The sequence below is a fragment of the Nostoc sp. DedQUE04 genome (assembly GCF_034530995.1).
In the GTDB taxonomy this organism is placed as follows: domain Bacteria; phylum Cyanobacteriota; class Cyanobacteriia; order Cyanobacteriales; family Nostocaceae; genus Nostoc.
In genome coordinates this window covers 81,882-95,026 of record NZ_JAVRCA010000004.1, presented here as the reverse complement: position 1 = coordinate 95,026, position 13,145 = coordinate 81,882, and the positions used below count along the sequence as shown (strand labels likewise).

The window sequence follows — 13,145 nt, the reverse complement described above, 5'->3', positions numbered from 1 at the left end:
TTCTAGTTTTGGACTAAAAAACTATGTCAATTAGTCAAGTAGAGCATCCTACTATAAATGCTTCATCTTTTGAGCCACAAAATCGACAAGATGGGATCAGCGGTCTGATGCGAGTTCGTAATGAAGAGGAGTTTTTGGCACCAACAATCGAATCTTGGATTGATTATGTTGATGAATTGGTAATAGTGTTTCATCAGTGTACAGACAAAACTCCTCAAATAATAGAGGCATTTGCACAAAAATATCCTCAGAAAATACGGGCTTTTCATTACTTACCTCACGTCTATTCGTTTAGTACAAAAGAACAAGTTGAATTGGATGTAAACAACATTCATTCTTTCGTTTTTTATTCTAATTTTGGTCTTAGTCAGACGCAGTATAAAATTTGCGTTTATATCGACGGCGATTCCATAGGTATTCCCGATAAATTAAAAATTATTTATAATTATTTGAAGCAAAATCATCTGCAAAATACAGCCTTATTTTTTTCAGGAGTAAATTTATATCAACGTCCAAACGATCCCAACTACTACACAAATTTAAAATGTGTTGCTTCTGGTGATGGAGATGTGGCATATTGGACAGTTTCACCGCAAAATATTTTCGATAAAAATGCCAAAATTCCATTTTGTGAAGCAATTCAATTTGAAGGCATCACAGCTTATTATTTAGGCTTTATTTTCTGGCATACACATTGGTTAAAGAAGAACGCATTTTCGAGAAATGGCGGCAGAGAATTAGATGGTGAGCTTTTAGAAAAACTGAACGATATGGAGAAAAGGAATAGAGATAAGGAATTAATTTTACTATCTCCAAAATTTAAGCAAGAAAATAAAAACTTTCAAAATATTCCTTACCAAAAGTTTCTCTTGTATTTCGATTTTGCTTCTCTGCCTGATGTAATAGCCCTAGAGTCAAAGCTAGTAGCAATGCATAATAACTTGGGTTATACTTTGGAACAACAAGGTAAGTTTGATGAAGCAGTTACTTGTTATCAAAAAGCCTTAGAACTCCAGCCCAACTTTGCCGAAGTAAAAGTTAACTTAGGCAACGCCCTGAACGCGCAAGGTAAACTATCAAAAGCTCAACAAGCAGACTACGCGGATTTGAATCAGAAATTTGCACATTCTTGCACGATCGCAGGGGATTTTAAGAAAGCAATTAATTATTATCGTCAAGCGATCGCTCTTGACCCAAATTCGCCAGAGACATATTATAGCTTAGGCAACATCCTGCAAGAAGAAGGTTTATCGGAAGAAGCGATCGCCTCATATCGCCAAGCCCTAAAACTCAATCCCTTAAACTGGAAAATCTACGTCCGTTTGAGTCAGGTTTACCAAGCTCAAAACAAGAGAGCAGAGGCGATTTCTGTGTATCGTCAGGCATTAACTTTACTCAATCCTCACTATGCCAAAGCCGTATCTGCTTACTTTGATGCTGCCATCACTCCAGAAATGCTCGTTACTCCCTCCATTCCTCAAGCTGAGGTTACTGTTGGCGACTATCAGTTTCCAGCGATTCCACCTGTAATAGAGCCAGAGAAACCTCGACCATTTTGGACTGTAGTGATTCCGGTATATAACCGCACCGATTATCTCCTGGAATGTCTGGCTAGCGTCTTAGTGCAATGGCCTGGGGCAGAGCAGATGGAAATTCTGGTAATGGATAATGCCAGTACAACACCGTTGTTCGATCTAGTAAACAGTATTGGGGGAGGAGTAATCCGCTACTACCGCAATCAAGAAAATATCGGTGGAGCGAGAAATTATAACGCCGGGATTGCCCTGAGTCGCGGTCAGTGGGTGCATGTTCTCCATGATGATGACTGTGTACTTCCAGGTTTTTATGAACGCCTCCAGCAAAGTCTGGCAACTTGTCCAGATACAGTTGGAGTTGGTTGTACCGGTTTTGAATATATTAACGAAAAAGGAGAAACGATCAACACTGGAGAAGTAGTTTCGGTGTATGGAGAACACAGGGGCATCATGACAAATTGGCTGTCCAACATTGGTGTCTGTGGTCTAGTAACCATACCTGCAATAGTCATTCGTCGAACCGCTTACGAACAGTTAGGAGGGCATTACCCGCACTTAACTGAAATTTCTGACTGGGAAATATTTAAACGCTATGCTGCTAATTACGATTGGTGGTACGAACCAGGCATTTTGGCACGTTATCGCGAACATACCCAAAAATTGACATCTGCAAATTGGCTTTCTGGAAAGATGCCAAAAGCTATCCGCCATGCGATTGAAATTTCTGATACCTATTTTCCCATTGAGCAGCGCGCCAAGATTACCAGAGAAGCTCGCAGCCAAAATTTCAACTATTGTCTGACACGAGCAGCAATTCCTCTTCAGGTGGGCAATATCGCCGGAGCTTTGTCTATACTGCAAGAGTCCCTCAAAATAGATCGCTCCCCACAAGCAGTAGCAAAGTTATTCGCTTTGTTGACTCAAGATGAAGCCGCTCCCCTACGCGAAGAAATCATTGCTAAGTTGCTATTAGCACCTATAGACAATATTCCTACTGAATTAAAACCCCCACAAACTGCGATCGCACTATAGGATATGAAAATACTTGTAACTGGAACTGAAGGCTATATCGGCTCATTATTAGCTCCCCTGTTGATCCAACAAGGTCATGAAGTTATTGGTTTGGATACTGGCTTTTATAAAGTAGGTTGGCTATATAACGGCACCAAATTAACTGCCAAAACCCTCAACAAAGACATCCGCCACATTACAATAGAAGACCTACAAGGTGTAGAAGCAGTAGTTCACATGGCAGAACTCTCTAACGACCCTTTAGGTCAGTTAGCTCCTGATATCACCTACGATATCAACCACAAAGGCTCAGTACATATAGCGAAACTGGCGAAAGCAGCAGGAATCCAACGCTTTGTCTATACATCATCATGCAGTGTCTATGGTTTTGCCACTGAAGACTACGTTAGCGAAGAGTCTACCATCAATCCCCAAACAGCTTATGCCAAATGCAAAGCACTTGTCGAACAGGATGTGAAACTCCTTGCTGATGATAGCTTTTCTCCCACCTTTCTCCGAAATGCCACAGCCTATGGAGCCTCTCCGAGAATGCGCTTTGATATTGTCTTAAACAATCTAGCCGGTTGGGCATGGACAATTAAAGAAATCAAGATGAACAGTGACGGTACACCTTGGCGTCCCCTAGTGCATCTGTTGGATATCTGCAAAGCAATTATCTGTACCTTAGAAGCTCCGCGCGATCTAATTCACAACCAAATTTTCAATGTCGGCGATACAAATAGCAACTATCAAGTCAAACAAATTGCTCAAATAGTTGCAGAAGTTTTTACAGATTGTCAATTGAGCTTTGGTAAACACGATCCTGACAACCGCAGCTATCGAGTTTTATTTGATAAAATTAACCAAAATTTACCAGGATTCAAATGTGAATGGGATGCCCAACGCGGTGCTCAACAACTATATAATGTCTTCCAGCAAATTGATATGGATAAAGGAACATTTGAGTCTAGAGGTTTTACTCGCCTGAAACAACTGGAATACCTCATTCGCACCCAGCAAATCGATCGAGATTTCTTCTGGCAGACTGTTTAAAATATAAATTATGAATTTATCAAAATCAACAAATAATCAACTAATAACTGGTAACTGTCTGTTCTGTGGAACAGGGTTGCGCCATACCTTCGTAGATTTAGGGATGTCTCCTCCCTGCGAAAGCTATCGCAGTCTCAAACAACTCAATGAAGTGGAGCCATTTTATCCTCTGCATGTCTATGTTTGTGAGGAATGTTTTTTAGTTCAACTCCAAGAATACATTAGCCCGGAAAATATTTTTAGTGACTACGCTTATTTCTCTTCCTACTCTGATAGCTGGTTGCAACACGCTAAAAAATACGTTGATTTGGTAGTAGAACGTTTACAATTAAACCAGGAGAGTCAAGTAATAGAAATTGCTAGCAATGATGGTTACTTGCTGCAATACTTTGTTGCCAAAAATATCCCAGTGCTGGGAATAGAACCAGCAGCAAATGTTGCTGAAGTAGCAATTAAAAAAGGTATTCCTACAGTTGTCAAGTTTTTTGGACAGAAGACAGCCCAAGAACAGGTTGCTCAAGGCAAACAGGCAGATTTATTACTCGGAAATAATGTCCTTGCTCACACACCATATCTCAATGATTTTGTCAAAGGGATGAAAATTATCCTCAAACCGTATGGTGTAATTACTATGGAATTTCCCCACTTGATGCGGTTAATCGAGGAAAATCAGTTTGATACTATTTACCACGAGCATTTCTCTTATTTTTCCTTTCTTACCGTAGACAAGATTTTTGCTGCTCACGGTTTGACAATTTTTGATGTAGAAGAATTAACTACTCATGGTGGTTCTTTGAGAATTTATGCTCGCCACAATGAAGACTCTTCTAAACCCGTTAGTCATCAAGTATCAGAACTGAAATCTAGAGAAGAAGCGGCTGGTTTTACGCAATTAGAATACTATTTTTCCTTTGGAGAACAGGTTAAAGAAACTAAACGCAAGTTATTAGATTTTTTGATCGAAGTTAAGCGGGAGGGAAAATCGATTGTTGGTTACGGTGCTCCAGGTAAGGGAAATACTCTTTTAAACTATTGTGGTATCCGCACAGATTTTCTTGACTATACAGTAGACCGTAACCCTTACAAACAGGGTCAATTTTTACCAGGAACTCATATTCCGATTTTTCATCCAGACAAAATTACCGAAACAAAGCCTGACTATCTACTAATTTTGCCCTGGAATCTGAAAAATGAAATTATGGCACAAATGGCTTATATTCGGGATTGGGGAGGTCAATTTGTTGTACCAATTCCTGAAGTGAATATCTACTCTTAAGTATTTGATATTTTTTTATCAAAAAGAGGTAAGTAACATGAAAGTAGTTTTATTTTGCGGTGGTTTAGGAACTAGAATGAGAGAGTATTCAGAAAGTATTCCTAAGCCAATGGTGAATATTGGTTATAGACCAATATTATGGCACGTAATGAAATACTATGCTCACTATGGGCACAAAGATTTTATCTTATGTCTTGGTTACAAAGCTGACCTAATTAAAAGCTATTTTTTGAATTACAATGAATGGCTTTCTAATAACTTTAGCCTTTCCAATGGCAGCAACATTCAGTTGTTTAATCGGGATATTCAAGACTGGAATATCACATTTGTAGATACAGGGTTAACTGCCAATATTGGACAAAGATTCAAGGCAGTAGAAAAGTATCTAGAAGGAGAAGAAGTATTTTTAGCTAACTATAGTGACGGTTTGACAGACTTGCATCTGCCAACGTATATTAATCATTTTTATGAGCGTGATAAAATTGGTAGTTTTTTGTGTGTTAGACCTAGCCAAAGTTTTCACCTAGTTGATATGGATGAGGATGGTTTGGTAAAGGATATCAATGAGGTCAAGCAACGTGATATTTGGATTAATGGAGGATATTTTATCTTTAAAAAAGAGATTTTTAACTATATTAATCGTGGCGAAGAACTTGTTCTTGAACCTTTTCAAAGACTGATTGCCAAAAAAGAACTTTTTGCGTATCGATACACTGGCTTTTTCGGGGTAATGGATACGTTTAAAGAGAAGCAACAGTTAGATGATATGTATGCTCAAGGCGAAAGACCTTGGGAAGTATGGGGAGATGAACAACTAGAAGTTAGCCATCTATGATCCAACTTACCTTGAACAAGACAGAAGAATCTGAGTACAAAATTCTTTGTCTAGGTTCTCATTGCGATGATATCGAGATTGGTTGTGGAGGCACAATCTTAAAGCTAATAGAAAATTACCAAGATGTTGTTATCTATTGGGTTGTCTTTAGTTCCAACGAGCAAAGAGCGCAGGAAGCAACCATAAGTGCTAATCTCTTCTTAAAAGGAATCCCGGTCAAGAAAATTATCATTAAGAATTTTCGAGATGGCTTTTTGCCTTTTGAAGGGATAGAGGTGAAGGAGTGCTTTGAACAGTTGAAGCAGGAATTTTCACCAGATATAATCTTTACTCATCATCGAGACGATCGCCACCAAGATCACCGCTTAATTTCTGACTTGACTTGGAATACCTTTAGAAATCATTTAATTTTAGAATATGAAATACCCAAATATGACGGTGATTTGGGTATTCCTAATTTCTTTGTTCATTTAAATGAAACACTCTGCCATCGAAAAATTCAATATATTTTGGATGCGTTTGCTACCCAAAATAATAAGCAGTGGTTTACAGAAGAGACTTTTCGTGCAATTCTCAGAATTCGTGGGATTGAATCAAATTCACCGAGTAAATATGCTGAAGCATTTTACTGTCGAAAAATGTTTTTCTAAAAAATTAGAAAGAATTTTAATTTCTTTTCATAATTTGTAATATTTATGATTTTCACTGAAACTAAAATAAAAGAAGCATTTATTGTTGATTTAGAACTGCACCAAGATAGTCGCGGCTTTTTTGCTCGGAGTTTCTGTACTCAGGAATTTCAAGATCGTGGCTTAAAACCTACTATTGCCCAATGCAATTTATCTTTTAACTATAAAAAAGGAACGTTGCGGGGTATGCATTATCAAATACCTCCTTCTCAGGAAACAAAATTGGTGCGTTGTATCAGGGGAGCTATTTATGATGTAATTATCGATTTGCGTCCAGATTCTCCTAGCTATTTATCTCATATTGGTATAGAGTTAACTGCTGAAAATCGTCTTGCTCTCTATATCCCAGATAGGTGTGCTCACGGTTTTCAAACTCTCAGCGATGAGACGGAGGTGATGTATCAAATGGGTGACTTTTATGCACCAGAATATGCTGGTGGATATCGCTATGATGACCCAGCTTTTGGTATTGAATGGCCTCTATCTGTGACTGAAATTTCGGATAAAGATCGGGCTTGGAGTTTATTTGAATCGAAAGAAATTGTAACCCCTACGGTAATGTCAGACTTTTAAGAGTAAGAGCAATTTAAAAATATATAGTTGCTGAGTAAATATAGGATTAGGAACGCACAGAGGCGCACAGACACAGAAAATCAAAATTTGAAAAATTAAATTTTGATTTTCATACTTAATACTGTGTTCAAACTTTGTTACAGCAAATGAGGGCGAAGTGAGTACAATTTATTTTGATTCGATTTTTAGTGATGAAATCAGACGCAAGCATCTTTATGATGGACAAGTGTTTGTCTTTTCTCCTTGCGCCAGTGCGATCGCTCTATGCGATTTTGCTCGTGGCATGGTTGAAGAAGCATTTGCCCCTTTAGATCCAAGAGATGCACAACATAGCTTGCCTGTAGAGAAATACGTTGAGATTTTAGCACAACTCAAGCCAGCTTTTATCCATCACCCTGAATCTAAACAACTCATTCAAGGCATCTTGAAAGAAAGTGGATGTGACTTAAACAAAACCTATTTCGATGTACCTCGCCTGAGAACAGCAACCAGCGATCGCTATCTGACTGCTGGCATTGCTTACGCTTTCCATCCTCATCGTGACACCTGGTACTCTGCTCCTCAGTGCCAGATCAACTGGTGGATTCCCGTCTACGATATTACCCCAGAGAATGCGATGGCATTCCATCCCCGCTACTGGAGTCAACCAGTTAAGAATACCTCAAGGGATTATGACTACGCTCAGTGGACTAAAGAAAGTCGCAAAAATGCGGCACAGCATATTAAAACAGATACGCGCAAGCAACCCCATGCAGAAGAAACTTTAGAAATGGAGCCGCAATTGCGGTTAATTACACAAGTCGGTGGCATGATTCTCTTTTCAGGAGCGCAGATGCACTCCACTATTCCCAACACATCAGGCTATACCCGTTTTAGTATTGACTTTAGAACTGTACATTTTGATGATGTCATAGCTCAAAAGGGTGCGCCAAATATTGATTCAGCTTGTACAGGAACTTCTTTAGGCGACTTCTTACGAGGCACTGACTTCTATCCGATTACTGACACATTGTTGTTGTCTACAACAAACAATCTCTTGTAGAATAACTTTTGTTTTCCCAACTCCAGTCTGTATAAATGGTGAACTCTGTTGAAAAATTGTCTGGACAAACAATACTAATTACAGGTGCTAGCGGATTTCTAGGATCTCATTTAGTCCGTCATTTATGCCAGAATGGTGCAGAAGTACATGCTGTTTCTCGCAGTTTTCATACTTCTGATATCAGCTGCTTGCGATGGTGGCACGGTGACATGGAAGACATTAAGTTTGTTCAAAACCTTTTCCACAGCATTAAACCTGACCTGATCTTCCATTTATCCGGTCTTGTGACAGCAGTTCCTAATCTAGAGTTCATATTGCCTACCTTTCACAGTTTACTGACTAGTACTATTAACTTGTTGACGGTAGCTGCCGAAATTGGCTGTAGTCGCATTGTGTTAATAGCTTCTTTAGAGGAACCAGAACAAGATCGTCCTGAAGTAGTTCCTTCTTCTCCTTACGCTATTGCTAAATTTGCTAGTAGTACTTATGGTCGGATGTTCCATCGACTCTATCAGACACCTGTAGTTCTTGTTAGACCCTTTATGACCTATGGGCCAGGACAAAATGTGTATAAAATAATTCCTTCTGTTATTCTTTCCTTGTTGCAAGGGCAAGCTCCAAAACTTAGTAGTGGAAAGCGTCAAGTTGATTGGATTTATATCGATGACGTAATTGCAGGACTTCTGGCTGTAACACAAGTTCCTAGTGTAGAGGGTTGTACATTTGACTTAGGTTCGGGAGAACTAGTACCCATTCATGCAGTTGTGTCCCAGCTTGTTAATCTGGTTAACCCTCAAATCCAGCCTCTATTTGGTGCTTTACCTGAGCGACCGATGGAAAGAATAAGAGTAGCTGATACCGCTTATACATACGATAAACTGGGTTGGCAACCTTCAATTCCTCTAAAGAAGGGCTTAGAATTGACTGTAAATTGGTATACAAAACATCAACAAGAGATTAAATACACCAGTTAACAAGGATTCTACTTATGGTTGCAGATAGACTTCAGAATATTAATTTAGTTGATCCAAAAACCTCTTTTAATTTAAAGGATATCAGTCTAGAAATTTACCAACTAATTTCTGATTTATATCCCATTTGCCGTAGTATTACAGGTGATGGTTTTAGAGAAACTTTAAAAATTATCCAGCAGTACATTCCTTTGTCAGTTCATGAAGTGCCAACAGGAACAGAGGTATTTGATTGGACAGTTCCTAATGAGTGGAATATTAAAGATGCCTATATTAAAAACTCTCAAAGTGAAAAGATTGTAGATTTTACTAATTCAAATTTGCACGTTGTTAACTATAGTATTCCTATACATCAAAAAATATCTCTTCAAGAACTTAAATCGCATCTATTTACACTTGCCGATTATCCTAATTGGATTCCTTACCGAACTTCATATTACAAGGAAAGTTGGGGTTTTTGCCTGACTCACAATCAGTATTTGCAACTAAAAGATGAAGAATATGAAGTATGTATTGATTCTTCTCTGCAACCAGGTTATTTGACTTATGGTGAGTATTATATTCCTGGAGACAGTACTGATGAAGTCTTGATTTCTTGCCATGCCTGTCATCCTTCACTATGTAATGATAATCTTTCGGGAATTGCGATCGCTACTTTTCTGGCTAGATATTTAAGTCAAACGACATCAAGATATTCCTACAGATTTCTCTGGATTCCCGGAACCATTGGCTCAATTACATGGTTGGCTCTTAATGAAGCTCAAGTCAATAACATTAAACATGGCTTGGTATTAACTTGTTTAGGAGATGCAGGCAACTTTACCTACAAAAAAAGCCGTAGAGGTGACACTGAAATCGATAAAGTTGCTGCTTATGTACTCAAAAACTCAAAACAAGATCACAAAATTATAGATTTCTTCCCCTATGGCTATGATGAGCGACAATATTGCTCGCCAGGATTTAATTTAGCTGTAGGTTGCTTCATGCGATCGCCTCATGGTAGTTTTCCTGAATACCATACCTCAGCAGACGATTTAAATTTCGTTCAACCCCAATATCTAGCCGAGTCATTCTTTCAATGTCATTCAATGTTGCATATCCTCAACAATAACGAAATCTACTACAACCAAAATCCTAAATGTGAGCCACAGTTAGGTAAAAGAGGAATATATCGAGCAGTTGGTGGTAATAAAGATAGCGGACTAAATGAAATGGCAATCCTGTGGGTTTTAAATTTATCTGACGGTCAGCATACTCTATTAGATATTGCAGAAAAGTCGGGAATGTCATTTGATGTAATTAAATCTGCTGCCGATACATTATCAACACATGACTTATTGAAGAAGAATTCAGAAGTCATAATTTAGGAGCAAAGCCGGAGACGCTCCGCCTCCGGTCAGAATCAATGTTAACAATTAAAACCAACTAAGCACAGCTAACCCTGAGTTCGTAGCCAATAGACTCAAAACTTACTTTGCGCTCCTTTGCGCTATACTCTGTGTCCCTCTGCGTTTAAACGTTCTGTGAGAATACTTATTTTGTATTCATATATTTAATATTATTTTTACATCCTATTTATAATTACTGCCTAGAAAGTAGCTTAACTTTATAATCTAGAATATACTTCATATTTTCGCTATTGCTGGGAAAAATATCCTATTTAACTTCATGATTACTTGAACTAAATGTCATTACTTATACCATTGTAAGAGCAGTTTAGATGATTGATATTAGAGAAGTAGTTTCAAAAACATACCTTATCTAGTACATGAATAAAAAATGGGCTGTTAAACGACTTACAATCAATCTCACATCAGGCGAGGCACAGAAGCTTGAACAATACTGTTCAACGACAGGCAGACCAGCAACTGATGTAATTCGGGAGTTAATTCGCTCTCTTTATCCTAAAGATGAAAAAGCCTCTGAAAGCTCATGAATTAAACTGCAAAAAAGTGAAACAGAATAAGTACATTTTAATTTGTCAGTGAAATATGCTGCTTAACAGTTATCAGCTAACAGTGAATCCCTATAAGTAAAGTTAGGGAATTTAAATAAGAATACTCTCTTACAAAGTTCAGAGCCGAGGAAATCTTCGCTCTGATTTTTGCTTTGGATATCGTGCAATCATTTTGATACACTTGCATAATTAAAAATATCAAATTAGCAGAATACCCTTCTTGTATCTGGCTCTGCTCCTGAGCTATTTTTTGACAACTAGTAATATTACTGATCTTTCCAGAACAAATTTAAGTTAGATATGGTACTTACCACTTATTTACTTATACTTTCCAAAGTATTAAGAATTTAATCCCTAATTTATTTAGTTACAAATAATGCTTAGAAAAACCTTGGTTATAAATCAGCCAAAGGTAAGCAAGTCCTTGGGCAAACTGAGGATTGTTGCTGGATTTATAACACTCAGCTTTGCGATCGCCCCAATATTGTGCAACTATCAAAATGCAATCGCCCAAACTCCTGAACCTCAGACATTACCCCCAAGTCGGTTAGATGATATTCCTGACACTCCGTTACCGTCGGATGTGCTACCCAAGCCACCAGACGAGAATCAATTGCTTCCATCTCTAAAACTACAGAATCAGCCAATTCTGGAGCAGAATGACCCTAATACCAAATTTCGGGTCGATCGCATTGAAGTTTTGGGCAGCACAGTTTTCAAAGCAGAACAGTTTGCCGCTGTCACAAATCCTTTTGTGGGACGGGAACTGACATTTGCAGAGTTGTTGCAAGTTAAAGATGCCATCACCAAGCTTTACACTGATAACGGCTATGTCACCACAGGCGCATTGATTACACCACAGACAATAGAAGCTGGGACAATCAAAATCCAGGTGATTGAGGGTAGTTTGCAAGAAATTAAGATTATCGGTAATAGGCGATTACACACTCAATACATTCGCGATCGCATCAAACTTGGTGCAGGCAAACCCCTAAATATACCACGTTTAATAGAAAAGCTGCAACTACTCCGCCTCGATCCGCGGATTCAAAACCTGTCAGCCGAGTTACAGACGGGCGTGCAACCGGGAACCAATGTATTGCAAGTGGAGGTTGAAGAAGCAGAAACTTTTAAGCTGACAGCAAGCCTGGATAATGGGCGATCGCCAAGTGTCGGCAGTTTTCGCCGGGGAGTGGATCTGCAAGAAGCCAATTTATTGGGTTTGGGCGATACCCTGAGCGTGGGATACGCCAATACCGATGGCAGTAATACAATCAATGCCAATTACACCCTGCCGATTAATGCCCACAATGGGACTGTATCCTTCGGTTTTAGCCAGGGATGGAACCACGTGATTGAAAAACCGTTCAGTGTCCTTGATATCCAGTCAAATACTCGCTCTTACGAATTGAGCTATCGGCAACCACTGCTGCAAAAACCAACTCAAGAGTTAGCGATCGGGTTATCATTTTCGCGCCAGGAAAGCCAAACTGAGTTGGGTATTGATAACATTGGGCCGTTTCGACTCTCTCCAGGTGCGGATGCGAATGGAAAAACCAATATTTCGGCTCTGCGCTTTTTTCAAGAATATACTCAACGAAGTAATCAGTATGTATTTGCAGCGCGATCGCAATTAAGTTTTGGTGTAGATTGGTTCGATGCTAATGTCAGTAATAATGAACCAGATAGCCGCTTTTTCGCGTGGCGGGGACAGGCGCAGTGGGTGCGACAATTAGCACCAGATACTCTATTTTTAGCTAGGGGCGATTTCCAATTGGCAGCAGATTCCTTAGTGCCTTTGGAGCAATTTGGTCTTGGCGGACAGCTAAGTGTACGAGGGTATCGCCAAGACGCATTACTCACAGATAATGGTCTGTTATTTTCGGCAGAATTTCGAGTCCCAATTGTCCGCGCTGCCAAAATTGGCGGAGTGTTGCAACTGACACCCTTTATTGATGTAGGTAAAGGCTGGAATGTCAAAGGCGAAAATCCATCACCGAGTACCCTTGTTAGTACTGGGTTGGGGCTGTTGTGGAAACAGGGTGATGACTTATCGGTTCGCTTAGATTGGGGCATTCCCCTGATCTCGGTGGAGGGTGATAAGCGATCGCTCCAGGAAAATGGATTGTACTTTTCGGTACGCTATTCGCCGTTTTAAGGCGATCGTTTCAAAACTATACCGTTTGGGGCAACCTAAAATGCA

The 13,145-nt window shown here is 39.2% G+C and carries 11 protein-coding genes; all 11 read left to right on the top strand.

Annotated elements, in window-relative coordinates; genetic code table 11:
* Positions 1-23: 23 nt before the first annotated feature.
* The 11 genes from RM049_RS04105 (at position 24) to RM049_RS04055 (ending at position 13,100) form a co-directional block, all read left to right on the top strand.
* Entirely contained in the window at positions 24-2,567 is a 2,544-nt protein-coding gene (locus RM049_RS04105; RefSeq protein ID WP_322703262.1) for a glycosyltransferase, read from the top strand.
* A gap of 3 nt (positions 2,568-2,570) precedes the next feature.
* Positions 2,571-3,599, top strand: coding sequence for an SDR family oxidoreductase (locus tag RM049_RS04100; RefSeq protein ID WP_322689502.1), 1,029 nt, complete (start codon positions 2,571-2,573; stop codon positions 3,597-3,599).
* A gap of 10 nt (positions 3,600-3,609) precedes the next feature.
* Complete coding sequence (locus RM049_RS04095) at positions 3,610-4,875, top strand: class I SAM-dependent methyltransferase (RefSeq protein ID WP_322703261.1); 1,266 nt, start codon at positions 3,610-3,612, stop codon at positions 4,873-4,875.
* 37 nt (positions 4,876-4,912) lie between these two features.
* Positions 4,913-5,710, top strand: coding sequence for a sugar phosphate nucleotidyltransferase (locus RM049_RS04090; RefSeq protein WP_322670013.1), 798 nt, complete (start codon positions 4,913-4,915; stop codon positions 5,708-5,710).
* Positions 5,707-6,360: a PIG-L deacetylase family protein gene (locus tag RM049_RS04085; protein WP_322703260.1), complete on the top strand. Its 654-nt coding sequence runs from the start codon at positions 5,707-5,709 to the stop codon at positions 6,358-6,360. Before RM049_RS04090 ends, RM049_RS04085 begins: the two co-directional genes overlap by 4 nt.
* Positions 6,361-6,405: 45 nt before the next feature.
* Positions 6,406-6,972, top strand: coding sequence for a dTDP-4-dehydrorhamnose 3,5-epimerase (rfbC, locus tag RM049_RS04080; protein ID WP_322703259.1), 567 nt, complete (start codon positions 6,406-6,408; stop codon positions 6,970-6,972).
* 157 nt (positions 6,973-7,129) lie between these two features.
* Complete coding sequence (locus RM049_RS04075) at positions 7,130-8,014, top strand: hypothetical protein (protein ID WP_322703258.1); 885 nt, start codon at positions 7,130-7,132, stop codon at positions 8,012-8,014.
* Between the two features lie 35 nt (positions 8,015-8,049).
* Complete coding sequence (locus RM049_RS04070) at positions 8,050-8,988, top strand: NAD(P)-dependent oxidoreductase (protein WP_322703257.1); 939 nt, start codon at positions 8,050-8,052, stop codon at positions 8,986-8,988.
* Positions 8,989-9,002: 14 nt separating this feature from the next.
* A complete protein-coding gene (locus tag RM049_RS04065; protein ID WP_322703256.1) occupies positions 9,003-10,352 on the top strand; it encodes a DUF4910 domain-containing protein in 1,350 nt (449 codons plus the stop codon).
* Between the two features lie 401 nt (positions 10,353-10,753).
* Positions 10,754-10,921: a CopG family transcriptional regulator gene (locus RM049_RS04060; RefSeq protein WP_322662451.1), complete on the top strand. Its 168-nt coding sequence runs from the start codon at positions 10,754-10,756 to the stop codon at positions 10,919-10,921.
* A gap of 397 nt (positions 10,922-11,318) precedes the next feature.
* On the top strand, positions 11,319-13,100 hold the full coding sequence (locus RM049_RS04055; protein ID WP_322703255.1) for a ShlB/FhaC/HecB family hemolysin secretion/activation protein: 1,782 nt from the start codon (positions 11,319-11,321) through the stop codon (positions 13,098-13,100).
* Positions 13,101-13,145: the final 45 nt, after the last annotated feature.

Excerpts from the sequence above, each read along its gene's own strand:
- RM049_RS04095 (WP_322703261.1), top strand. The coding sequence starts at position 3,610 with ATGAATTTATCAAAATCAACAAATAATCAACTAATAACTGGTAACTGT.
- RM049_RS04070 (WP_322703257.1), top strand. The coding sequence starts at position 8,050 with ATGGTGAACTCTGTTGAAAAATTGTCTGGACAAACAATACTAATTACA.
- RM049_RS04055 (WP_322703255.1), top strand. The coding sequence starts at position 11,319 with ATGCTTAGAAAAACCTTGGTTATAAATCAGCCAAAGGTAAGCAAGTCC.
- RM049_RS04085 (WP_322703260.1), top strand. The coding sequence starts at position 5,707 with ATGATCCAACTTACCTTGAACAAGACAGAAGAATCTGAGTACAAAATT.
- RM049_RS04090 (WP_322670013.1), top strand. The coding sequence starts at position 4,913 with ATGAAAGTAGTTTTATTTTGCGGTGGTTTAGGAACTAGAATGAGAGAG.
- RM049_RS04065 (WP_322703256.1), top strand. The coding sequence starts at position 9,003 with ATGGTTGCAGATAGACTTCAGAATATTAATTTAGTTGATCCAAAAACC.
- rfbC (WP_322703259.1), top strand. The coding sequence starts at position 6,406 with ATGATTTTCACTGAAACTAAAATAAAAGAAGCATTTATTGTTGATTTA.
- RM049_RS04105 (WP_322703262.1), top strand. The coding sequence starts at position 24 with ATGTCAATTAGTCAAGTAGAGCATCCTACTATAAATGCTTCATCTTTT.
- RM049_RS04060 (WP_322662451.1), top strand. The coding sequence starts at position 10,754 with ATGAATAAAAAATGGGCTGTTAAACGACTTACAATCAATCTCACATCA.
- RM049_RS04100 (WP_322689502.1), top strand. The coding sequence starts at position 2,571 with ATGAAAATACTTGTAACTGGAACTGAAGGCTATATCGGCTCATTATTA.